This window comes from Myxococcus guangdongensis (assembly GCF_024198255.1).
Taxonomy (GTDB): domain Bacteria; phylum Myxococcota; class Myxococcia; order Myxococcales; family Myxococcaceae; genus Myxococcus; species Myxococcus guangdongensis.
The window spans coordinates 374,872-396,555 of record NZ_JAJVKW010000008.1 but is presented as its reverse complement, the minus strand read 5'-3'; the positions used below and the strand labels follow the sequence as shown (position 1 = coordinate 396,555).

Below are 21,684 nucleotides of genomic sequence, written 5' to 3'. Positions count from 1 at the left end.
GAAAGGAGTGCTAGACAGCCCGCTCCCCCATCCCCTTCTCCCTCCCAAGAGGCCGCCTCACATGCTGCTCCAGGGCAAGAAGCTGCTCATCACCGGGGTGCTCACCCCCCAGTCCCTCGCCTATGGCATCGCCGAGCACGCGCTCGCGCAGGGCGCGGACATCCTCCTGACGGGCTTCGGTCGGGCCAAGTCCCTCACCGAGCGCAGCGCCAAGCGCCTCAAGCCGGGCCTCGAGGTGCTGGAGCTGGACGTCACCAACCCCGAGCACTTCAAGGCGCTCACCGAGTCGCTCAAGCAGCGCTGGGACCGGGTGGACGGCGTGCTCCACGGCATCGCCTATGCCCCGGATGACGCCCTGGGCGGCAACTTCCTCAACACGCCCTGGGAGAGTGTCCAGACGGCGTTCCGCATCTCCACGTTCTCCCTCAAGGAGCTCGCGGTGGCGTGCGCGCCGCTGATGCCGCCGGGCGGCTCCATCGTCACGCTGGACTTCGACAACCGCGTGGCGTGGCCCATCTACGACTGGATGGGCGTGTGCAAGGCCGCGCTGGAGTCCACCGTGCGCTACCTGGCCCGCGACCTGGGCCCCAAGGGCATCCGGGTCAACGCGCTGGCGGCGGGACCCCTGTCCACGATGGCCGCCAAGGGCATCCCGGGCTTCAAGGCGCTGGAGGCGGGGTGGGGTACCCAGGCCCCACTGGGCTGGAGTGCCAAGGACAGCCACGACATGGTGTCCAGGACGGCGTGTGCCCTGCTGTCGGACTGGCTGCCCTCCACCACGGGCGAAATGATCCACGTGGACGGTGGTTATCACGCCGTGGGTGCGCCACCGGTGCCCCCGGAGTCCGTGGCGGGCGCCCAACCCGCGGGCACCAAGCCTGCGAGCGAGTAGGCGCCACCCGCTCCCGGCGTCGAGGTCATCCGACACCTGCCCGCCCGCAGTGAATGCGGGCAGGTCACCCCGCTTTCTCCCGTGAGAGCGCTCACGGTAGAGTCTCCAACGTTTCGCAGAGGACGGCCGCATTGGCCCAACCCCTGCGCAGGAGCCGTGGCACCGTGAGCACCAACAGCACCAAGGTCTTGCTGGTGGACGACAGCCCGACCGTTCGGAACATCGTCAAGATCTACCTCATGAACCTCCGGGTGGAGGCGCTGGAGGCGGACGATGCGACTCGCGCGCTGAAGATCCTCCAGCTCGTCCCGGTGAATCTGGTCATCGCGGACATCAACATGCCCGGGATGGATGGCATCACCTTCGTCAAGGAGGTCCGGGCCAGCCGCAACGCGCAGCTGCGCACGGTGCCCATCCTGCTGTTGACGGCGGAGAAGAACGTGGACCTGCGCCAGCGGGGCACGGAGGCGGGCGCCAACGCGTTCATCCAGAAGCCGGTCTCCCACCACGAGCTGACGGAGACCGTCCGTCAGTTCCTGTCCAAGGCCTGATGCCGTGAGCCTGCCGTCCCTGCTGCTCGTCGACGACAGCGACGCCATCCTGGCGCTCGAACGCGCCATCCTCTCCGGCCACTACACCATCCACACCGCGAGCAACGGGCGCGAGGCGCTGGAGAAGGTCTCCCGCCTGAGGCCCGCCGCGGTGCTGCTGGACCTGTCGATGCCGGAGATGGACGGCGACGAGGTCCTCCAGCGGATGAAGGCGGACCCGGCCACGTCGGACATCCCGGTCATCATCATCTCCTCGGAGAAGTCGCGCGCGGAGGCGTGTCTGGGGTTGGGCGCGGAGACGTTCCTGGCCAAGCCCTTCCGCGCGGATGAGCTCCTGCACGCGGTGGGGGAGGCGCTGGCCAACTCGCGGCGCCGCGCGCGCACCGGCTCGCTGCTGGTGCTGCGGGTGACGGTGGGCACGCTGGAGTTCGCGGTGCCGCTGGACTCGGTGCGCGAGGTGCTCCTGCATCCGGCGACGCGGCCGTTGCCCACGGCGCCCTCGTACCTGCGCGAATACGTGGAGGTGCGGGGCGAGGCGCTGTGCGTGCTGGACGTGGCCCGGCGGCTGAGCGTGGAGCACTCGCTGCCGCGCGTGGAGCGGATGCTGGTGGTCATCCAGGTGGACGGGGTGGCGCTGGCGCTCGCGGTGGACACGGTGAAGGACCCGGAGGAGTACGCGGCGGCGGACATCGACCGGCGCGAGCGCGTGGGCGGCACGGACCATGGTCCGCTGCGCGATGGGCTCATCGGGATGTTGCGCGCCGGGGGGCACCTGTTGCCCATTTTGGATCCGCGGGTGTTCGTGGCTCGGGGCCTCTTGCAGGACCTGCCCAAGATGGTGGAGGCCGCGGAGGCCAGGCGGAGCGCATGAGCGCAGAGCTCGACCCGCGGCTTTTGACCCGAGCGCGGGAAGTGGTGTCATCCATCACCGGCTTCCGCGACGACGCCATCGCCTCCGAGGCGATGGAGCGCGTGGTGCGTGGCGAGCTCGCGCGTGGGCGCTCGTCGGCGGACCTGTTGGGGGAGATGCTCTTCCCCCAGTCGCCCCTGTCCGGCACGTTGGTGCGCGCGGCGCTGGTGGGGGAGACCTACTTCTTCCGGCAGCCCGAGCACTTCCGCTACATCTCCCAGGCGGGCGTGCCCGCGGCGCTGCGCAAGGGCGCGCTGGCGCTGCGCGGCTGGAGCGCGGGCTGCGCCACGGGCGAGGAGGCCTACTCGCTGGCGGCGGCGCTGCTGGCGTCGGTGCCGCACGGCTTCCCGGTGGAGGTGCTGGGCACGGACCTGCACGAGGCCAGCCTGGAGACGGCGCGGCGCGCGTCCTACGGCACCTGGTCCCGGCGCGAGTCGGCGCCGCGGCTGTTCCCGCTCTACCTGGACGCGCCGGAGCGGCAGGTCACCATCCTCCCCGTCGTGCGCCGCGTCGCCACCTTCGCGCAGGGGAACCTGCTGGCGCCCCTGCCCGAGCGCTTCGGCCGCTTCGACTTCATCCTCTGCCGCAACGTGCTCACGTACTTCTCCCCGGCCGCGCGCGAGCAGGCCATCTCGCTCCTGACGCGCGCGCTCAACCCCGGCGGCTTCCTCTTTTTGGGCGCGGTGGAGGCGGACCGGGTGCCGCCCGGCATGGTGCGCGAGGGCCCGCCGGAGCTGCAGACCTTCCGCATGCTGGCGCCCGGTGAGCTGACCACGCCCGCGCCCGCGCCGCGCCCGGTGGAGCGCGCCGAGCCGCCCGCGCCCTTGTTCCGCAAGCCCAAGGCGACGCCGGTGCCGGTGGTGCCCGCGAGGGTGACGCCGCCGCCTCCGCCGTCCCGGCTGCACCTGGAGGCGCTGGAGCGCATCGAGGAGGGCGACGTGGAGGGCGCGGCGGCGGTGCTGGAGTCGCTCGTGCGTCAGGCTCCCGATTATCTGCCGGGCCTGCTCGAGCTCGCGCTCCTGCGGGAGCGCACCGGGGCGCGCGAGGCGGCGGTGCCGCTGATGCGCGCGCTCAGGGTTCGCGCGGAACGGCTCGCACCGGACCACCTCGTGGACGGGCCCGAGGCCCTGCCGGCGCGGTTCTATCAGGCGTCCGCTGACGCCTACCTCAATCAAGGGGCCCTCGAATGAAAATCCTTCCCAGAAGCATGGAGGAGGCCCAGGAGCAGGAGGCCGTCGAACTGCTCGAGCGGCGCGCCTCGCGGCTGCGTGAGCAGGCCGAGACGACGGTGGAGGAGGCGGTCCACTGGATCGCCGAGTTCCCGCTGGGCGAGGAGCGCTACGCGCTGTCGCTGGAGATGCTGCGCGCGGCCCTGCCCCTGCGGATGGTGACGCCGGTGCCGCTGTCCTCGCCGCATGTCGTCGGGGTGCTGCGCTTCCAGGGTCAGGTGCTCTCCGCGCTGAGCCTCGCGTCCATGCTGGGCGGACACGGCTGGCGGCAGGACCCGGCGGTGTTGCTGGTGGTGGACCGCGGCGACGGCGAATTGTGCGCGCTGGACTGCGAGGCCATTCCGCGCCCCACGACGCTGCCGGCGAGCGCGGTGGAGGCCGCGCGCGTGCGGGCCGAGGGGCCGGTGATGGAGGTCTTCACCCAGGACCGGCAGCTCATCCACCTCATCGACCTCAAGCGCCTGTTCACCACCCGCTCGACGGGAGGACGCAATGCCCGTTGACCCGATGCTGCAGGGACTCGTCACGGGGTTCGCCGTCGAGGCCCAGGAGGTCATCCAGAAGGTCACCATGGACCTGCTGGAGCTGGAGCGCGAGGGCCTGGACACGGGCGCGCTCGCGAAGCTCTACGTCCGGCTGGGCCGGCACCTGCACACGCTCAAGGGCAGCGCGTCCAGCCTGGGCCTGCAGGATTTGGGCGACATCGCCCACAAGCTGGAGGACGCGCTCGCGCCGCTGAAGGCGACCACGCAGAAGATGCCCCGGTCCGTGGTGGACGTGCTGCTGCACGGCCTGGACCTGTTCATGCTGCGCGCCCAGGCGCACGCGGATGGACGCGGGGACTCGCTGCCGGACCCGGCCGCCGCGCTGGCGCAGCTGGTGGCGGACGGGCCCGCGCCGGAGACGGTGGCCGCGCAGATTGCGGCCCTGTCCTCGAACGGCGCCGCGGAGCCGGAGGCGAACGGTGCGTCGGAGGACTCCGGGTCGCCGGACCTGTCGGCGCAGCTGGGCGCGGACACGCAGGCGGAGTCCGCGGACACGGGCTGGCGCGTCAGCGTGCGGCAGGTGACGGCGCTGATGCGCGAGGTGGAGCGGCTTCGCGAGGTGCGCCTGCGCGTGGAGGAGCGCGGCCGCGAGCTGGACCGCGTGGTGGCGGTGCTGGCCAAGCAGGGTCTGCTGGCGGAGACGGCCGAGGCGCGCACGCTGCTGTCGGGCACGTCGCGCTCGCTGCGCACCGATGGCGAGGAGACGAGCGACATCGTCGACGCGCTGGAGGAGGGCCTCAAGGCCATCACCACGCGCCCGGTGCGCACCATCCTGGACCCGCTGCAGCGCATGGTGCGCGACTTGTCGCGCCAGCTGGGCAAGGAGGCGCGGCTGTCGGTGGTGGGCTCGGAGCTGTCGCTGGACCGGCGCCTGTTGGAGCGGCTCCAGGGCGCGCTGGTGCACCTGTTGCGCAACGCCGTGGACCACGGCCTGGAGATGCCCTCCGAGCGCGAGAAGGCGGGCAAGCACCACGAGGGCGCGCTCACGCTGCGCGTGGAGCAGCAGGGCAACCTGCTCTTCCTCGAGTGCGCGGACGACGGCTCGGGCATCGACGTGGCGCGGGTGCGCAAGGTGGCCGAGTCGCGCGGCGTCATCGCCTCCGACGAGGCGGAGCGGCTCAATGAGAATCAGCTGAGGGATCTCATCTTCCGGCCGGGCTTCAGCACGCGCTCGGACGTGACGGACACGTCGGGCCGGGGCGTGGGCCTGGACGCGGTGCGCGCGTCGGTGGAGGGCCTGCAGGGCCGCATCGAGGTGAACAGCACGCCGGGCCAGGGCACGCGCTTCGTGATGACGCTGCCGGTGGACCTGGGCAGCTCGCCCGTGTTGGTGGTCCGCGCGCTGGAGCAGCTGGTGGGCCTGCCGATGCTGGCGGTGGAGGCCACGCAGCTGGCGCGCGCGGACTCGCTGCGGCTGGGCAAGCGCAAGGCGCATCTGGAGTACCAGGGGCAGCTGTTGCCGGTGGTGGACCTGGGCGCGCGGCTGGGCCTGCGCGCGCTGGCGCCGCCCGCGGAAGGCCAGCCGCTGCTCATCGTGCAGAGCGGAGGCAAGCGCGTGGCGCTGGGCGTGGACGCGGTGGTGGGCGACCGGGACCTGGTCATCCGGCCGCTGCCCTCCGAGGTCCGCGACGTGCCGGCGTGGCAGGGCGCGGCGACGCTGAGCCGCGGTGAGCTCCTGCTCATCTGCCGGCCGGACTGGCTGGTGACGGAGTCGGGTCAGACGCAGGTGACGGCGCAGCGCCGGGCGCTGGTGGTGGACGACTCGCTCACCGCGCGCGCGCTGCACCGGGCCATGCTGGAGGCGGGTGGCTTCAGCGTGCACCTGGCGGCCAGCGGCGCCCGCGCCCTGGACCGGCTGGCGACGGACACGTACGACGTCGTCATCTGCGACCTGGACATGGAGGAGATGGACGGCACCCAGCTCATCGCCCGCCTGCGGGAGAAACGGGAGACGGCGTCCTTGCCGGTCATCCTCGTCTCCGCGCATGACAGCGCGGCGGCGCGGGAGCGGGGCCTGGCGGCGGGAGCGGATGGCTACCTGAGCAAGCGCGAGTGCGCCGCGGGCCGCCTGCTCGCCGAGGTGCTCGACGTCATGAGCCGAAGAGGAGCGCGCGCGTGAACAACCGACGCCCTCCCATCCGGGTGCTCGTGGTGGACGACTCGCCCACCATGGCGAACACCCTGACGGCCCTGCTCACCGAGGACCCTCGCATCGAGGTCGTCGGCCGCGCAGGAGACGGCAACCGCGCCGTGCAGCTGGCGCGACTGCTGCGCCCCGACGTCATCACCATGGACCTGCTGCTGCCGGGGCTGGACGGCCCCAGCGCCATCACCGCCATCATGTCCCAGGCCCCCGCGCGGGTCCTGGTGGTGAGCGCGGTGGCCGAGCAGCGCGGCGTGGACCTGGGCTTCCAGGCGATGAGCGCCGGCGCGCTGGAGCTCATCGGCAAGCCCAACGTCACCAACGTGGAGGAGCTGCGCCGGTGGGGCCGCGATTTGGCCCACTCGGTGTGCCTGATGGCGGAGGTGCCGGTCATCTCCCGGCGTCAGCGCGCCAACGTGGTGACGCCGCCGCCCATCGGCGCGCGCGTGGACGTCTTCGGCGTGGTGGCGTCCACCGGGGGCCCGCCCGCGCTGGCGGAGCTGCTCTCCAAGCTGCCCAAGGATTTGCCCGTCCCGCTGCTCATCGCGCAGCACATCACCGTGGGCTTCACCCAGGGCATGGTGCGCTGGCTGTCCCAGGTGACGCCGCTGACGGTGGACGTGGCGCGGGACGGCGAGCGGCTGGAGCCCGGCCGCGTGTACTTCCCGCTGGACGGACACGACCTGCTGGTGGACCCGGCGGGGCTGGCGCGGCTGCAGCGCAGCAAGGGCGGCCCGTGCCCCAACGGGGACGTGCTGCTGGCGTCGCTCGCGGCGTCGTTCGGTCGGCGCAGCGGCGGGGTGGTGCTCACCGGCATGGGCGAGGACGGCGCGCGCGGACTGCTCGCCATCCGCAAGGCCGGCGGCGTCACCTTCTCCCAGGACGAGGCCACCTCCGTGGTGTACGGCATGCCCCGCGCGGCGCTGGAGATCCACGCCACGGACCAGGGCGTGCCCCTGGCCTCGGTGCCGGACCTCATCCTCCAGAGCTGCATCCCCCCCCACTTCCGGGCCGGTGGGCGCGGAGAGGGTGGGGTGGGACGATGAGCCCCCTGGTGCTCCCGAGTCGCTTGCTGGTAGTCCCGAGTCGTTTGTATTCACCCCGCGCCCTCGCGGGTGTCGTCCCGACGTCTTCCGGGTGGTGATGCCGTGAGCACCGAACAGACCTCGTTCACCACGCAGCTCGGCCAGCAGTTCCGTCAGTCGCTCGGACTGGCGCCGAAGCTCGTTCTCGTCACCACGCTCGTCAGCGCGACGGTGGCCGCCATCCTCACCGGCATCGCCACGCGGCGACTGGAGGCGGACCTCGTCTCCAGTCACATGGGCGAGGGGCAGCTGCTCGCCCGCAGCTTCGCGGTGGCCGCGGAGCACGGCGCGAAGATGGGCTTCCCTTCGCTCCGGCCCCTGATGGAGGTCGCGCGCACCAGCGAGGACGTCGCCTACGTCTTCGTCGCGGACGCGGGCGGCAACGTGGTGGTGCACAGCCTGCCAGGCGCCTTCCCCGACGCGCTGAAGGCGTCCGCGGTGGCGCAGGGCGAGGTGAGCGAGGAGAACGGCTGGGGCGAGGTGCTCGCGTTCGAGACCGAGGGCCGCCAGCTGCACGCCTCGAACGTGGCGGCGCCCGTGGCCAATGGCCGACTGGGCACGGTGCACGTGGGCGTCTCCCGGGACCACATCGACGACCTGGTGTCCGCGCTGCGCTGGCGGATGATGGGCTTCGCGCTCTTGCTGGTGGCGCTGGGCGTGGCGGTGGCGGCGGCCTTCGGGCGCAGCATCGTGCGGCCCATGCGCGAGCTGACCGAGGTCGCCGGCCACATCGTCGAGTCCGGTGACTTGACGCGCCCCATCCACGCCAAGAGCGGCGACGAGGTGGGCCGGCTGGCCAACTCCTTCGCGCAGATGGTGGCCCGGCTTCGCGAGGTGACGCTCAACCTCCAGCAGGCCGCGCAGGCGCTGACGCAGTCCACCGAGCACCTCAACACGTCCTCCACGGACCAGGCGCAGACCATCTCCCGGCAGGCCGCCGCGCTCCAGGAGACGCAAGTCACCGCGCAGGAAATCAAGCAGACCTCCATGCTCGCCGCGCAGAAGGCGGAGAGCGTGCTGTCCGTGGCGGAGCGCGCGGACGCGCTGGCTCGCGCGGGCGAGGCGTCGATTGAACAGACGATGGCGGGCCTCAACGACATCCGCGTCCAGGTGGGCGAGATTGCCCAGAAGATTCTCGAGCTGGGCGAGCGCACGCAGCAGATTGGCGGCATCACCCAGACGGTGAAGGACCTGGCCGACCAGTCCAACATGCTCGCGCTCAACGCGGCGATTGAGTCCGTCCGCTCGGGCGAGCACGGCAAGGGCTTCGGCGTGGTGGCGCGCGAGATTCGCGCGCTGGCGGACCAGTCCATCCAGGCCACGACGCGGGTGCGGGAGCTGCTGGACGACATCGCCAACTCGGTGACGGCCGCGGTGCGAATCACCGAGCGCGGCGCCGAGCGCATGGAGGCGGGCCTGGCCCAGGTGCGCACCAGCGGGCAGAACCTGCGCGAGCTGTCCTCCATCGTCCAGGACAACGCCGCCGCCGTCCGTCAGATTGCCGCCGCGGTGTCCCAGCAGAACGTGGGCATCAACCAAATCACCCTCGCGGTGAACGACCTCTCCAAGATGATGGACGAGACGGTGGCCCGCATCGGCTCCACCGGCGAGGCCGCCACCACGCTGCAAATCATCTCCGAGCAGCTCTCCAGCGCGGTGAAGATCTACCGCGTCGAGTAGCGCCCGGCGCTCGCGCCGCCACGAACGAGCAAGGCCCCGACTCCCACGGTGGGAATCGGGGCCTCGCTCTTTTCGAGGACCTGCCCGCGCGGCGTTACGCCGGCACGGGCTCGGCAGCGGGAGCGGCGGACGTCTGCAGGGCCAGTTTGTCGCCGGCCTTGTCCACGTCGTAGCGGGCGGTGCCGCCGTTCTTCAGCTCCCCGAAGAGCAGCGCCTCGGCGAGCGGCTTCTTGAGCGAGTTGTCCACGAGGCGGGCCATGGGCCGGGCCCCGAAGGCCGGGTCATACCCACGCTCGGCCAGCCACGCGCGGGCGGCGGGCGTCAGCTCCAGCTTCACCTTGCGCTCCTCGAGCATCTTCTGGAGGAGGCGGACTTCCTTGTCCACGACCTTGAGGATGATTTCGGGCGGCAGGCCGGAGAACAGAATCCACCCGTCCAGCCGGTTGCGGAACTCCGGCGTGAAGGTGCGCTCGATGGCCTTCTTCGCGCGCGTCGCGTCCGCGGGCTTGGTGAGGTCACCGAAGCCGATGGACTTGGTGCTCATCTCCTGGGCACCCGCGTTGGTGGTGAGGATGAGGACGATGTTGCGGAAGTCGGCCTTGCGGCCGTTGTTGTCCGTCAGCGTCGCGTGGTCCATCACCTGGAGCAGGATGTTGAAGAGGTCCGGGTGGGCCTTCTCGATTTCATCCAGCACCACCACGGCGTACGGGTGCTTGCGCACCGCGTCCGTGAGCAGGCCGCCCTGGTCGAAGCCGACGTAGCCCGGCGGCGCGCCGATGAGCCGGCTCACCGTGTGCTTCTCCGAGTACTCGCTCATGTCGTAGCGCAGGAACTCCACGCCCAACGTCTGCGCCAGCTGCTTGGCCAGCTCCGTCTTGCCCACGCCCGTGGGGCCCGAGAAGAGGAACGAGCCGATGGGCTTCTCCGGCGCGCGCAGGCCCGAGCGAGACAGCTTGATGGCGCTCACCAAATCCGTGATGGCCGCGTCCTGCCCGAAGATGACCGCCTGCAGCTCCTTCTCCAGGTTCTGGAGCTGGACGCCTTCGCTGGCGGACACGCTCTTGGCGGGAACCTTCGCCATCTTCGCGACGACGGCCTCCACGTCCGCGCCGGTGACGGTGTTGGTGCGCACGCCCTCCGGCTTGAGCTTCTCCGCCGCGCCCGTCTCGTCGATGACGTCGATGGCCTTGTCCGGCAGGAACCGGTCATTGATGTGCTTGGCCGCCAGCTCCGCCGCCGCGCGAATCGCCTCCGGCGTGTACTTCACGCCGTGGTGCTCCTCGTAGCGGCTCTTGAGCCCCTCCAGGATGAGGACGGTGTCCTCGACGGAGGGCTCGGCGACCTCGATCTTCTGGAAGCGCCGCGACAGCGCGCGGTCCTTCTCGAAGGAGGACTTGAACTCCTGGTACGTCGTCGAGCCGATGCAGCGCAGCTTCCCGCTGGCGAGCGCCGGCTTGAGGATGTTGGACGCATCCATGGAGCCGCCGCTGGTGGCGCCGGCGCCCACAATCGTGTGGATTTCGTCGATGAAGAGGATGGCCTCCGGCTGCTCCTGGAGCGCCTTGAGCACGCCCTTGAGCCGCTCCTCGAACTGACCGCGGAACTTGGTGCCCGCGAGCAGCGAGCCCATGTCCAGCGAGTAGACGATGGCGTTCTTCAGCGGCTCGGGGACGCGGCCCTCGTGGATGTAGAGCGCCAGGCCCTCGGCGATGGCCGTCTTGCCCACGCCCGCCTCGCCCACGTAGAGCGGGTTGTTCTTGCGGCGGCGGCAGAGCACCTGGATGGTGCGCTCCAGCTCCTTGTCGCGGCCGATGAGCGGGTCGATGCGCCCCTCCTTGGCCTCGATGTTGAGCTGCGTGGTGTACGTCTCCAGCGGGCTCTTGCGCGGGGACTCACCCTCCTCGTCGTCATCCCCCGCGGGCGCGTGCCCGTTGCCAGCGCCGCCCTCCTCGCCCTCGCCCGCCTCATCCTTGGAGATGCCGTGGGAGATGTAGTTGAGCAGGTCCAGCCGGGTGACGCCCTCCTGCTGGAGCAGGTAGAGCGCATGGCTCTCCTCCTCGCGGAAGAGGGCCACCAGCACGTCGCCGCCGTCGATGAGCTTCTGCTCGGCGGACAGGGCGTGCATGGCGGCGCGGTGGAGCACGCGCTCCACGCCGATGGTCTGCTGCGGGTCGGCCTCCGCGTCCTCGGGCAGGCGTTCGACCGTCTCCTCCAGGAAGGAGACGAGCCTCTCCTGAAGACGCTTGACGTTGGCTCCGCACGCCTTGAGGACCTCGCGGGTGCGCGAGTCCTTGGTGAGCGCCAGGAGCAGGTGCTCCAGCGTCAGGTACTCGTGGCCCATCTTCCGCGCCTCTTCCAGGGCGGTGCGGAAGCTGGCCTGCAATTCTTTGGCAATCAGCGGTCCTGCCACGGTTCAACCTTCCTCGGGTTCCATGGACAGCCGCAGCGGGAACCCATTGTCCTGGGCCGCGGCCTCCACCGTCTTGAGCTTCGTCTCGGCGACCTCGAACGTATAGACGCCGGCCACTCCGACTCCGTTGTAATGGACGTGCAGCATGATCTGCACGGCATCCGACTCCGACTTGTGGAAGACCTCCTTGAGGACGGCCACCACGAACTCACGCGTCGTGTAGTTGTCGTTGTGCAGAAGCACCTTGTAGAGGGTCGGCTTCTTGAGCTTCTGCTTGGGGGCGGTCTCCGTGGCGACGGAGCCGTCGTTGTCGTGCTTCTGCGCCATAAGTCTGTCCGACTCCCTCTGATGACCTGGGAAGCGGGCCGTTTCAGGCCACTCCCTTGAAACCTGTCTCCGCCCGCCACTGGGGCAGCCCGCCCTGGACGGCTGCCCGCTCGTGCTCCAGGAAGCCGCGCACCGCCCTGTCCAACCCCGGGTGGAGCAAGAGGTGGGCACTGTACGTGAGGCGCGGCTCGAAGCCCCGCGTGAGCTTGTGCTCGCCGCCCGCGCCGGGCTCGAAGCGTGTCAGTCCCTCGGCGATGCCCTCGGCCACCGGGTGGTAGAGGCAGGCGTTGAAGTGCAGGAAGGGGTGCTCCTCGAAACACCCCCAATAACGCCCGTAGAGGACCTTGGGGGCCCTGAAGTTGAACGCGCCCGCGACCAGCTGACCTTCCCGCCGGGCCTCCACCAGCTCGCAGCGGTGACGGAAGCCCGAGAGCATCCGCGCGAAGAAGTCGCGGGTCAGGAGCCGCGCCCCCCACGGATACTTGTCCACCGTGGAGGCGTACAGGCGGTGGAGCGTGTCCACGTCCACCTCGTTGAGCGCGTCGCCACGCAGCGTCCTCAGCTCGATGCCCTGCTCGGCGGGGGCGCGCAGCTCGCGCCGCATCTGGTTGCGCCGCTTGGAGTGGAAGCGGGCGAGGAAGTCCTCCATCGTCCGGTAGCCGGCGTTGTCCCACTGGTACTGCACGCCCAGCCGCAGCGCGTAGCCCTGGGCCTCCAGCGTGGGCAGCTCGTCCTGGGTGGGGAACAGGACGTGGATGCCGGAGAGCTGCTCGGCGCGCGCGAACTCCAACGCGCCCTGGTACAGCTCCGCCTCGCGGGCGGCGCGGTCCTCGCCGGGGGCCACCATGACGCGCCGGCCGGTGGCGGGCGTGAAGGGCACGGTGAGCACCAGCTTCGGGTAGTAGCGCAGCCCGGCGCGCTCGGAGGCGGTGGCCCAGGGCGCGTCGAAGATGAACTCCCCCTGGCTGTCGTCCTTGAGGTACGCGGGCGCGGCGGCCACCAGCCGGGAGCCGCGCCACAACGTCAGGTGGCGGGGGTGCCAGCCGCGCTCGGGCACCGCGCTGCCGCTGTCCTCGAGCGCCGCGAGGAACGTCCACTCCAGGAAGGGCAGGGCCGCCTCGTCCACGAGCCCGTCCCAGAGGGAGGCGGGGACCTCATGGATGGAGGGAAGGATGCGCAGGGTGGTGGGCAGCGGGGTGGACATCGGCGGCGCGCGGTGGAGCGTGGGGCCAGCCTATAACGACGCGGGCCCCCTCATGCCACGGCCGGCCGGCCCCTACTTGCCGCGTGTCAGTTCGGCGGCAAGGAAGCGGCCCGCTTCGGCCATGCCCTCGTCGCCTCGTCGACGTCCCTCGGGGGACTCCATCACCCGGCGGGCCGCGTCGCTGGCGGTGCCCGCCTCCAGGTCCGTCAGCACCAGGAAGGCGCTCCAGGCCGGCGTCACCTCCGCCACGCGGCCGGGGCGCAGCGGGCGCTCCGACAGGGTGCCGGCGACCTTCTCCAACAGGCCGTCCTCCGTGAGCCGCTTCGTGTTGCCGCGCATCGCGGTCCACGCCGTGTCCAGCAGCGCCTGGAGCATCCTCCCGGTCATCGCGGCGGTCAGCCGCTGCGCGGCCTCCTCCTCGTCGAGTCGGTGCGCCTGGGCGTAGGTGGGCACCAGCTTCGCGACCACGACGGCGCGGGTGGCGAGGTGGGCGAGTCGGGGAGGGTAGGACATTCACACTCCAAGGCCCGGTGCGGGCCCGGGTTACCAGCGGACGAGCAGACGGTAGCCCTCCGCGTTGCGCTCCTCCACCGTGATTCGTGGCTGGGCGTTGGCCAGCTCCATCATCCGCTCCAGGCCGCCGGCCATCAGGTCCGGGCGGTTGTAGCGGTCCGTGAAGACGATGCGACGGCCCCGCTCACCCACGGGCGTCAGGGTGACGTCGATGTCCGTGCGCCCCATCAGCGCCAGGTAGCGGGGGATGCGCTCCGTCGCGCGCGCGGGGCCAATCATGGGCAGGGCCACCGCCGCCACGCGGCCCACCAGGGTGGAAGCGAAGCCGTCGACGAGCGTGTGACCCACCCGCCGGTAGGCCTCCTCGTCCGTCAGCGCGCCGAAGCACTCCTGCCGGGCCAGCAGCACCGCGCGCTGGAAGACCTCCACCGGATAGTCCACCTCCGGCCGCTTGATGTCGTAGCCCAGCGCCTCCAGCGCCTCCACCAGTCGCCCGGAGACCTTCAGCCCCCGGACGAACAACCCCTCCAGCACGCTCGTGGGGATGCGCGGAGCCGCGGGCGCGGTTGACTCGACGGAGCGACGCAGCGGACTCGAGGCCATGTACGGCTCACCGGGGTGCAGAGGTCCTCCCACCATAGTTTGTTTCAGGTTCCGCCGCGAATTCCGGCTGTTCTTTTATTCCCCGTTGAGAAGGCGAGGGACCTGGTGGGAGGGGCCCGAGCGGACGTTTGATTCCCCGAGGGTCGGGTTGCTATGGGGCCCCGAGCGCCTTAGAGGAGTGGCCGAGGAGAACTGCATGTCGGTGAACATCCAGCTTGAGTGGACCCCCAACCCCAGCACGCTGAAGTACGTGGTGGATCGGCGCCTGTTGGCGGGTGGCGCGGTGAGTATCACGAATCGTGAGGACGCCCAGGCGAAGTCACCGCTGGCGCACAAGCTGATGGACGTGCGCGGCGTGACGGCGGTGATGATCGGCACGAACTTCGTGACGGTGACGAAGGGCGATGACGGTGAGTGGGACGAGCTGAACGACCAGGTGATGGAGACCCTGGACACGCACCTCACAGCGAACGAGCCGGTGGTGGACGAGGCGGCGGTGGCGGCGGCGCGTCAGGTGGCTTCGGAGGGGGGCGGCTCGGTGGAGTCGCGCATCCGCGAGGTGCTGGACGCGGAGATTCGTCCCGCGGTGGCGATGGACGGCGGTGACATCACGCTGGACCGCTTCGAGGACGGCATCGTGTACCTGCACATGAAGGGCTCGTGCGCGGGGTGTCCGTCGTCGACGGCGACGTTGAAGATGGGAATCGAGGGGCGTCTGCGGGAGATCATCCCCGAGGTGCTCGAAGTGGTGTCCGTCTGAGGCGCAACGTCAAGGCATCGCAGGTCCGGCGGGAGCTCCTGCCGGACCAGTCGCAGGCGCTGTTGCGCGAGCTGCACCTGCTCACGCGCGAGGGGCATCTGAACGCGGATGCGCTGCGCAAGCTCAAGCAGGTCAACCACCTGATGGAGCTGATGCGGCCGGCGGTGGAGGACGTGAAGGCGCGCCATCCGGAGTCCGCGGTGTTCGTGGATGCGGGCAGCGGCAATGCGTACCTGGGGTTCGTGCTCTACGAGCTGTTCCTGAAGGACGCGGCCGGGGGCACGTTGTTGTCGGTGGAGGGGCGGCCGGAGCTGACCGAGCGCGCGAAGGGGCGCGCGGAGCGGCTGGGCTTCTCGCGGATGAGCTTCCAGACGGCGCACATCGACCAGGCGGCGTATCCGGAGCGCATCCACCTGCTGATGGCGCTGCACGCGTGTGACACGGCCACGGACGACGCGCTCATCGCGGCGATTCGTCATGGGGCGGACCACGTGGCGGTGGTGCCGTGCTGTCAGGCCGAGGTGGCGGCGCAGCTCAAGGAGCAGCGGGCGGCGGGGAAGGGGAGCATGGGGCTCCTGTTTGCGCACCCGTGGCACCGGCGCGAGTTCGGCTCGCATCTGACGAACGTGGTCCGCGCGCTGACGCTGGAGGCGTTCGGGTACCAGGTGACGGTGACGGAGCTGACGGGGTGGGAGCACTCGTTGAAGAACGAGCTCATCCTGGGGCGCCGCGTGCACCGGGACAATCGGCGGGCGCGGGTGCAGTTGGAGCGACTGCTGGCGGAGACGGGTGTGAATCCGAAGCTGACGCGGGAGCTGGGCGTGAAGCCCGCGGCGTCGGGTGCGACGGAGCTGCCCGCCGAGCCGGTGGAGGAGGCTCCCGTCGAGGAGGCTCCAGTTCCGTCCGAGGGCTGAGGCGCTGAAGGCCGCGAGTGCTGCTCGCGGCGTTGGGTCGCAGTCATCTCCGCGGGCGCGGAGCCCTCTTCGTCGGTGATGCACTGACGCGGTCAGAAGGGCGCGGGGCAGTCGAAGGTGACGCGCTCACCGGTTCCAGGATGCAGGAGGGTGAGTGACTCCGCGTGGAGCAAGAGCCGCTCCGCGTCGCGGCCGTAGAGCCGGTCACCGACGATGGGCGCGCCGAGCCCCAGGGGATGGGCTGCGTGGACGCGGAGTTGGTGCGTCCTCCCCGTGAGCGGGAAGAAGGCCACGCGTGTCCGGTCGCCGAGACGCTCCAGGACTCGCCACTCCGTCACGGCGGGCTTGCCGTGGATGGGGTCGTGAATCTGTCGGGGCCTGTCGTCGAGGTCCACGCGCATCGGGAAGTCGATGCGGCCCTGTTCACCCGAGACGATGCCGTCGACCCAGGCGATGTAGCGCTTGTGCACCTCGCGGTGGACGAACTGGTGTTGCAGTGCGGAGTGCGTGCGCGCATCGAGCGCGGCGACGAGCAGCCCAGAGGTGTCCAGGTCCAGCCGGTGCACCAGGAGGGGACCGGTGGCGTCGGGGTAACGGGCCTGGAGTCGCGTGAGGACGGAGTCGTTCAGCGTGGCCTCGCGTCCGGGGACGGAGAGCAGCCCGTGGGGCTTGGCGATGACCACGAGCCAGCGGTCCTCGAACAGGATGCTCAGCGAGCCCGGAGTGGTGGGCGGAGGCGTGAAGGTCCGTGGCGGCGCGACGTGGAGACCTTCCAGCATGAACGGGAGCAGGGGGCCGCACTTGTCGCGACAGGCCGCGTAGTACGCGCCCGTGACACGGCCCCCGGAGGGAGGCGGCGCGCCCCACCAGAACTCCGCGAGCGCGACGGGGTGCAGGCCGTGCGCCTGCGCATACGCGAGCAGCTTGGGCGCGGCACAGTCGGCTGCGCCCGAGGGCGGCTGCGCCCGCTCGTAGAGATTGCGCAGGAGACGGCGCTCTCCTCGCATGTTGGTGATGACGTAGGTGTCGTGGATGCGCCGCATGACCGCACGGCTCACCATGTGGCGCAGTCGGTCCAGGGCTCTCAGCCGACGCTCGAGACGCATCCGCTTCGGTTCGAGGCTGCTTCGCTCGGATTCGTGGGCGGCCTCCAGGCGCCGTCGCTCGGCTTTGTCGCCACGGCTCTCCTGGTCGAGCGCGTGAAGGCTGTCGCGCAGCGCCACCCGCGTCCGAACGTGCGCCTCATCCAGGGATGAAGGCGTTGACGAGGCGCGCGGCTCCGCAGCCCCGGTCAGCTCCGCCCTGCGTGCATGCCGCTGCTTTCGTCGGACCTCGTGTCGCTCACGCAGCGCCGCAAGCTCCGAGGCATGCCTCGCGGACTGCTCCGCATGCGCTGCCCGAAGTGACAGCAGCTCGGGCGAGGCCCGCATGGCCTCCGCGCGGGCGAAGAGCGCCTTCACGGTGGCCTCGCCCTCGGGCTCCATGTTCGCTCTCGCCTCACGGTCGAACAGCGGAGGCACATACCCCTCCACGTCCCACCGTCCGGCGAGCATCCCCGAGAAGGCCCGGAGCAACCCCAGGTGTCCCTCGGGCAGCCGCACCACGAGCACCCCGAACATCTTCCCGCCCTCGTGCCCCTCCAACATCGACGTGGGAATGCCCGGAGCCACCTGCCCCTGGTGGAGCTCGCGCTGCAACACCTCCGCCGCCTGCCTCGCCAACAACGAGGGGCCCAGTTCATCGAACGGGCTCGGCAGGCTGCCTCCCTCGACAGGAGGCTCCCATCCAGCGTCGAGCAGGGTGATGCGCGCGTCGTCCACGTCGCCACCGCTAACACGAAACCCAGGCCCACGGGGAACGGGCCTGGGCACCCGGCTGCGTGCCTACTCGAGCGCGACCTTCCCCTCGGGCCGTCGCTGGAAGCGATACAGCACGAAGCCGACCGCGAGCGCGATGGCTCCCGCGATGAGGTTCTTCTTCTCCGCGCTCAGCGCGAACACGACACACAGCGACGCCGCCGCGATGGGAATCACCGGCCCACCGGGGATGCGGAACGCATGGGCCGGCTGCTGGAGCTTGCGGCGCAGCACGGGGACGGCCACCGCCGTGCCGAAGTACGTGGCCAGCCGTGCCACCACGGACAACGTGGCGAGCACCTCGAACGAGCCTGAGAACGCCAACGGCAACGCGATGCCCGTCTGCACCAGGATGGCCGCCGTGGGCGTACGGAAGCGAGGATGCAGCGTGGCGAGCACCGCGGGCCCGAAGCCATCCCTCGCGAGCGCATACAGATACCGAGGCCCCGCGAGCACCGTGTTGCTGTTGGTGCCCAGAATCGACAGCGCGCCGCCCACCGTCATCATCAACCCGCCCCAGCCTCCGAGGAATCTCGCGGCGGCATCGGCCAGCGGCGTCTTCGCGTCCACCACCCCGGGCAACGTCCCCAGCGCCACCCACTGCACCGCGGTGTAGATGAGCGTGACGACGCCAATCTGCACGATGAGCGCGAAGGGCACGTCGCGGCGCGGGTTCTTGAACTCCCCCGCGGGAGCGGCCGTGTTCTCGAAGCCCGCGTACGCGAACAGGAGCAACAACACGGCGGCGCCCAGGCTGCCGGTGCTCTTGGGCTCCACGGAGGTCGCCAGCGGCGCGGACACGAAGAAGATGCCCACGCCGATGAAGATCAGCAGCGGCACCGTCTTGGTGATGGCCAGGAAGACCGCCGTGCGAGCGCCGCTCTTCACCCCGACGACGTTGATGGCGGTGAGCCCGAGCAGCGGAATCGCGATGGCCAGGCTCTGTCCGACGCCCGCGTTGGCGCCGGGCCACAGGTAGCCGAGCGCCCGCGAGAAGCCGACGGACAGCGAGGCCACCGAGGCGACGCGGGCCAGCCACGTCATCCATCCGACCTGGAAGCCCACCAGCTCGCCGAAGGCCTCGCGTGTGTAGAGGTACGCGCTGCCGGGCTTGTCGAAGTAGCTGGCGGCCTCCGCGAAGCAGAGCACGAGCAGCAGCACGGCCAGTCCGGCGAGCACCACGGCGCCGGTGCTCGCGGAGCCCAGGTTCGCCGCGGCCGCCGCGGGCAGCAGGTACACGCCGCTGCCGATGACGTCATTGATGGAGAAGCCCACCAACTCCCAGCGGGAGACGGCGCGCCGCATTCCAACGTCTTGGGGACTCGAATCGCTTCCAGTCGTCATGGTGGGTGGGGCGCCCAGGTGGTGCTGACAGGGTGGGAGGAGGAAGCATACGTGCGCCGCCTCCTGTTTCGTCGAGCACCTGGCGAAGGTCTCCCAGGGTCCCCGTTCATGCGTTGCTGTAGGACTCGATTGAGAGAGGAATCATGTCCTCGAGATGGAGGGGGGCCGTGCTCGTGGGGGCCGTGGTGTGCTCGTCCCTCGCGGCGGCCGTGCCGCGTGACATCCCGTCGCCCGTCACGGAGTCGGCTGCCGTGCGCGGTCCGTCACCGGGGGAGGAAGAAGACACCCACAATGCCCGCCTCGGCTGGGTGGGCTCGCTGCTGGCCATCGTCATCGCCATCGCGGTCCTGACGCGGGTGCGAAGGCCTCCGTCCTGAGCGCGCGCCCACGAGCATCGAGGGCGAGGCGGCCCCTGGAGCGGCTCAGCGCTTGGGCGCGAGTGCATCCGTGAGGAGCAGCTTGCAGCGCAGTCCGCCATTGCGCACGGGCAGGCTTCGAGCCTCCGGCAGGTTCAGCGCCTTCACGAGCCCCGTGTCCTCGGGCACCAGTAGCGCCGCGCGCCAGCCGGTGAAGCCTTTTCGCAGCGTCTCGCCCATCGCGCGATAGAGCCCGGGCAGGTCCTCGCCCTCGCCCAATCGCTTCCCATAGGGCGGGTTCGCCACCACCAGGCCGGGGCCTCCCGCGGGCGCCGTCAGCGTCTTTACGTCCTTGCGCTCCAGGGAGAGTGTCACGCCCGCGCGCCGCGCGTTCCTGCGAGCCGTCCCCAGTGCGCCCGCGTTGATGTCGAAGCCCTGCAGTGCTCCGCGCGGCGCCGCCAGTGCCTCGGACTCCGCCCGAGCCTTGCGCTCCGCCCACTCCGTCGCGTCGAAGCCAGGAAACGATTCGAAGGCGAAGCCATGCATCAATCCTGGCGCGCGCTTGATGGACATCCACGCGCCCTCCACCAGGAAGGTGCCCGAGCCACACATCGGGTCCACCAGTGGCTCCGTGCCATCGTAGCCTGCGAGCGTCAGGATGCCCGCGGCGAGCGTTTCCCGCAGAGGCGCGCGGCTGATCTCCTGTCGGTAACCCCGGCGATGCAATGGCTCGCCGCTGGTGTCGGCGCTCACCGTGAAGACCTCCCCCTCCACGCGCACGAGCAACGTGAGCCCGGGTCCGCCTTCCTCGTCGAGCGGCCCCGCGCGCCCCACCGAGGCCACGTTCCACGCCTCGGCCGCCGCGTCCATCACCACGTCCGCCCCCGGGACTCCCGAGCGCTTCAGCGTCACCGACATGCGCGGCGGCGCGCGACGGTCCCAGATGCGCGACAGCTCCAGTCCACGCAGGCCCCGGACCAGCACGTCCTCGTCATTCGCGCGGAAGACGCCGAGCCGCAGCAGCACGCGGCTCGCGGTGCGCAGGCGCAGGTTCGCTTCCTGATGCAGCCCGGTGGGCCCCTCCAGCTCCACGCCGCCCTCGGCGCGTCGAGGCTTCCACCCGAGCGCGGCGCACTCCGACTCCAGCGCGGGCTCCAGTCCAGGGAGGGTGGAGACGTAGACATGCTCGGAGGCGCGGGTGTTCGTCACGGGAGGCGCATTGTCCGTGCTCCCGAGCAGACCGCAACGACTCATTGCGGCGTCGTCCCCTGGTCGAGCACTCCCGCGTGGACCGACGTGACTGAGCGCGGCCTCGACCGAGGACGCGCACGCCGGCGCCGACCGACGTGATTGAGCGCGGCCTCGCCCCGAGAGCAGGCCCTGCGGCGAGGGCATCACCCGCGCCTCGCATCCTCGGCGCCGGTGCTCGGACAAGGCCCTCCGTCCTTCCCACCGGAGCACCGCGCCGGGACCTCCTGGCCCGGCACGCCAGCGCTCACGGCGCGGGAGCGGAGGGCGGCTCGTGCAGTCGCGTCACGGCCAGCGGAGCCGTGGGATTCGCATACACGCCCTGGTACTCGGGCGGCAGCAGCCGCGCCACCCGGCGCATCATCGCGTCCGTCAGCGCCTGCCTCGGGTCGTCCGCGCCGATGACCTCGGACTCCAAATCCTCCATGCGGAACGCCGGCCCCACCCGCACACGGACATCCGCGTGGAACAGCCGCTCACCCCCCATGTCCGAGTCGTTGATGGGCATCAGCTTCTCCGTCCCCATCAGCGCCACCGGCACCACGGGCACGCCCGCGCGCTTCGCGATGAGCGCCACGCCCTTCTTCGCCTGCTGCAGCTCGTGCGTCCGGCTGCGCGCGCCCTCGGGGAAGATGAGCACCGAGCTGCCCCCCTTGAGCGTCTCCACCGCGCGTCGCATCGCCTCGATGTCCGGCGAGTTGGGCTTGATGGCAATCGTCTCCATCACCTCGGAGGCCAGCCGCGTCATCACCGTGCCCTGCAGCTTCACGCCCGCCAGGAACACCAACCTCCGGGGCCGAAAGGCGCGGTCCAACGTGAAGCCGTCCGCGTTGGACAGGTGGTTGCAGATGTAGAGACAGGGAACGTCCGGGATGTTGCTCCGGCCCTCCACCACCTCGTCGGCCAGGGCATCCCACACCCCGTCCATCAGGGTACGCACCACGTGGCGCCGGACTCCCTCCGGCAGCCGCGCCATCAGCGAAAAGAGAATGCGGAGCACGTGTCGGTCGCCTCCACCTCGGGACGGCCCGAGAGCATGGACGGGTCGGCGCCCAGGCGTCCGACCTCCTTCGCCAACCCTTCAGAACCGCCACTGGCCACCAGAAGATGTAGT

At 70.7% G+C, this 21,684-nt stretch carries 20 protein-coding genes; 11 read left to right on the top strand and 9 right to left on the bottom strand.

Annotated features, from left to right (window positions below):
- Positions 1 to 61: 61 nt before the first annotated feature.
- The 8 genes from fabI (at position 62) to LXT21_RS25575 (ending at position 9,035) form a co-directional block, all read left to right on the top strand.
- Positions 62 to 892, top strand: coding sequence for an enoyl-ACP reductase FabI (gene fabI, locus LXT21_RS25610; RefSeq protein ID WP_254040806.1), 831 nt, complete (start codon positions 62 to 64; stop codon positions 890 to 892).
- A 164-nt stretch (positions 893 to 1,056) separates the two neighbouring features.
- Positions 1,057 to 1,443, top strand: a complete 387-nt coding sequence (locus LXT21_RS25605) for a response regulator (RefSeq protein ID WP_254040805.1) — start codon at positions 1,057 to 1,059, stop codon at positions 1,441 to 1,443.
- 4 nt (positions 1,444 to 1,447) lie between these two features.
- The gene (locus tag LXT21_RS25600) at positions 1,448 to 2,314 is read left to right on the top strand and encodes a response regulator (protein ID WP_254040804.1); all 867 of its coding nucleotides are present in this window, start codon (positions 1,448 to 1,450) and stop codon (positions 2,312 to 2,314) included.
- Positions 2,311 to 3,543, top strand: a complete 1,233-nt coding sequence (locus tag LXT21_RS25595; protein ID WP_254040803.1) for a CheR family methyltransferase — start codon at positions 2,311 to 2,313, stop codon at positions 3,541 to 3,543. The genes LXT21_RS25600 and LXT21_RS25595 overlap by 4 nt, the downstream gene beginning before the upstream one ends.
- Positions 3,540 to 4,085: a chemotaxis protein CheW gene (locus LXT21_RS25590; protein ID WP_141330172.1), complete on the top strand. Its 546-nt coding sequence runs from the start codon at positions 3,540 to 3,542 to the stop codon at positions 4,083 to 4,085. The genes LXT21_RS25595 and LXT21_RS25590 overlap by 4 nt, the downstream gene beginning before the upstream one ends.
- Positions 4,075 to 6,246: a hybrid sensor histidine kinase/response regulator gene (locus LXT21_RS25585; RefSeq protein WP_254040802.1), complete on the top strand. Its 2,172-nt coding sequence runs from the start codon at positions 4,075 to 4,077 to the stop codon at positions 6,244 to 6,246. Before LXT21_RS25590 ends, LXT21_RS25585 begins: the two co-directional genes overlap by 11 nt.
- On the top strand, positions 6,243 to 7,316 hold the full coding sequence (locus LXT21_RS25580) for a chemotaxis protein CheB (protein WP_323394937.1): 1,074 nt from the start codon (positions 6,243 to 6,245) through the stop codon (positions 7,314 to 7,316). The genes LXT21_RS25585 and LXT21_RS25580 overlap by 4 nt, the downstream gene beginning before the upstream one ends.
- Positions 7,317 to 7,418: 102 nt before the next feature.
- Entirely contained in the window at positions 7,419 to 9,035 is a 1,617-nt protein-coding gene (locus tag LXT21_RS25575) for a methyl-accepting chemotaxis protein (RefSeq protein ID WP_254040801.1), read from the top strand.
- 94 nt (positions 9,036 to 9,129) lie between these two features.
- Here LXT21_RS25575 and clpA read toward each other — a convergent pair whose 3' ends face one another.
- From clpA to LXT21_RS25550, 5 genes are all read right to left on the bottom strand, one after another.
- On the bottom strand, positions 9,130 to 11,445 hold the full coding sequence (gene clpA / locus LXT21_RS25570) for an ATP-dependent Clp protease ATP-binding subunit ClpA (RefSeq protein WP_254040800.1): 2,316 nt from the start codon (positions 11,443 to 11,445) through the stop codon (positions 9,130 to 9,132).
- Between the two features lie 3 nt (positions 11,446 to 11,448).
- On the bottom strand, positions 11,449 to 11,772 hold the full coding sequence (locus LXT21_RS25565) for an ATP-dependent Clp protease adaptor ClpS (protein WP_046715870.1): 324 nt from the start codon (positions 11,770 to 11,772) through the stop codon (positions 11,449 to 11,451).
- A 43-nt stretch (positions 11,773 to 11,815) separates the two neighbouring features.
- Positions 11,816 to 12,976, bottom strand: coding sequence for a GNAT family N-acetyltransferase (locus LXT21_RS25560; RefSeq protein ID WP_254040799.1), 1,161 nt, complete (start codon positions 12,974 to 12,976; stop codon positions 11,816 to 11,818).
- Positions 12,977 to 13,048: 72 nt separating this feature from the next.
- Positions 13,049 to 13,489, bottom strand: coding sequence for a hypothetical protein (locus tag LXT21_RS25555; RefSeq protein ID WP_254040798.1), 441 nt, complete (start codon positions 13,487 to 13,489; stop codon positions 13,049 to 13,051).
- A 30-nt stretch (positions 13,490 to 13,519) separates the two neighbouring features.
- Positions 13,520 to 14,092, bottom strand: a complete 573-nt coding sequence (locus LXT21_RS25550) for a DUF2378 family protein (protein ID WP_254040797.1) — start codon at positions 14,090 to 14,092, stop codon at positions 13,520 to 13,522.
- 196 nt (positions 14,093 to 14,288) lie between these two features.
- Here LXT21_RS25550 and LXT21_RS25545 point away from each other — a divergent pair, with 196 nt between their 5' ends.
- Complete coding sequence (locus tag LXT21_RS25545; RefSeq protein WP_254040796.1) at positions 14,289 to 14,852, top strand: NifU family protein; 564 nt, start codon at positions 14,289 to 14,291, stop codon at positions 14,850 to 14,852.
- Positions 14,762 to 15,766 carry a class I SAM-dependent methyltransferase gene (locus LXT21_RS25540; RefSeq protein ID WP_407667028.1) on the top strand — a complete coding sequence of 335 codons (1,005 nt, stop codon included), beginning with the start codon at positions 14,762 to 14,764 and terminating at the stop codon, positions 15,764 to 15,766. Before LXT21_RS25545 ends, LXT21_RS25540 begins: the two co-directional genes overlap by 91 nt.
- Positions 15,767 to 15,858: 92 nt before the next feature.
- On the opposite strand, the gene LXT21_RS25535 is transcribed toward LXT21_RS25540, so the two are convergent.
- Entirely contained in the window at positions 15,859 to 17,586 is a 1,728-nt protein-coding gene (locus LXT21_RS25535; RefSeq protein ID WP_323394935.1) for an RluA family pseudouridine synthase, read from the bottom strand.
- Positions 17,587 to 17,649: 63 nt separating this feature from the next.
- Positions 17,650 to 18,927 carry an APC family permease gene (locus LXT21_RS25530; RefSeq protein WP_254040795.1) on the bottom strand — a complete coding sequence of 426 codons (1,278 nt, stop codon included), beginning with the start codon at positions 18,925 to 18,927 and terminating at the stop codon, positions 17,650 to 17,652.
- Positions 18,928 to 19,109: 182 nt separating this feature from the next.
- On the opposite strand from LXT21_RS25530, the gene LXT21_RS25525 reads away from it, so the two are divergent.
- The gene (locus tag LXT21_RS25525; RefSeq protein WP_254040794.1) at positions 19,110 to 19,343 is read left to right on the top strand and encodes a hypothetical protein; all 234 of its coding nucleotides are present in this window, start codon (positions 19,110 to 19,112) and stop codon (positions 19,341 to 19,343) included.
- A gap of 45 nt (positions 19,344 to 19,388) precedes the next feature.
- Here LXT21_RS25525 and LXT21_RS25520 read toward each other — a convergent pair whose 3' ends face one another.
- Entirely contained in the window at positions 19,389 to 20,576 is a 1,188-nt protein-coding gene (locus LXT21_RS25520; protein WP_254040793.1) for a THUMP domain-containing class I SAM-dependent RNA methyltransferase, read from the bottom strand.
- Between the two features lie 241 nt (positions 20,577 to 20,817).
- Complete coding sequence (locus LXT21_RS25515; RefSeq protein ID WP_254040792.1) at positions 20,818 to 21,570, bottom strand: lysophospholipid acyltransferase family protein; 753 nt, start codon at positions 21,568 to 21,570, stop codon at positions 20,818 to 20,820.
- Positions 21,571 to 21,684 lie beyond the last annotated feature (114 nt).

Excerpts from the sequence above, each read along its gene's own strand:
- fabI (WP_254040806.1), top strand. The coding sequence starts at position 62 with ATGCTGCTCCAGGGCAAGAAGCTGCTCATCACCGGGGTGCTCACCCCC.
- LXT21_RS25520 (WP_254040793.1), bottom strand. The coding sequence starts at position 20,576 with ATGAGTCGTTGCGGTCTGCTCGGGAGCACGGACAATGCGCCTCCCGTG.
- LXT21_RS25525 (WP_254040794.1), top strand. The coding sequence starts at position 19,110 with ATGTCCTCGAGATGGAGGGGGGCCGTGCTCGTGGGGGCCGTGGTGTGC.
- LXT21_RS25585 (WP_254040802.1), top strand. The coding sequence starts at position 4,075 with ATGCCCGTTGACCCGATGCTGCAGGGACTCGTCACGGGGTTCGCCGTC.
- LXT21_RS25595 (WP_254040803.1), top strand. The coding sequence starts at position 2,311 with ATGAGCGCAGAGCTCGACCCGCGGCTTTTGACCCGAGCGCGGGAAGTG.
- LXT21_RS25550 (WP_254040797.1), bottom strand. The coding sequence starts at position 14,092 with ATGGCCTCGAGTCCGCTGCGTCGCTCCGTCGAGTCAACCGCGCCCGCG.
- LXT21_RS25565 (WP_046715870.1), bottom strand. The coding sequence starts at position 11,772 with ATGGCGCAGAAGCACGACAACGACGGCTCCGTCGCCACGGAGACCGCC.
- LXT21_RS25555 (WP_254040798.1), bottom strand. The coding sequence starts at position 13,489 with ATGTCCTACCCTCCCCGACTCGCCCACCTCGCCACCCGCGCCGTCGTG.
- LXT21_RS25545 (WP_254040796.1), top strand. The coding sequence starts at position 14,289 with ATGTCGGTGAACATCCAGCTTGAGTGGACCCCCAACCCCAGCACGCTG.
- LXT21_RS25560 (WP_254040799.1), bottom strand. The coding sequence starts at position 12,976 with ATGTCCACCCCGCTGCCCACCACCCTGCGCATCCTTCCCTCCATCCAT.
- LXT21_RS25590 (WP_141330172.1), top strand. The coding sequence starts at position 3,540 with ATGAAAATCCTTCCCAGAAGCATGGAGGAGGCCCAGGAGCAGGAGGCC.
- LXT21_RS25530 (WP_254040795.1), bottom strand. The coding sequence starts at position 18,927 with ATGCGGCGCGCCGTCTCCCGCTGGGAGTTGGTGGGCTTCTCCATCAAT.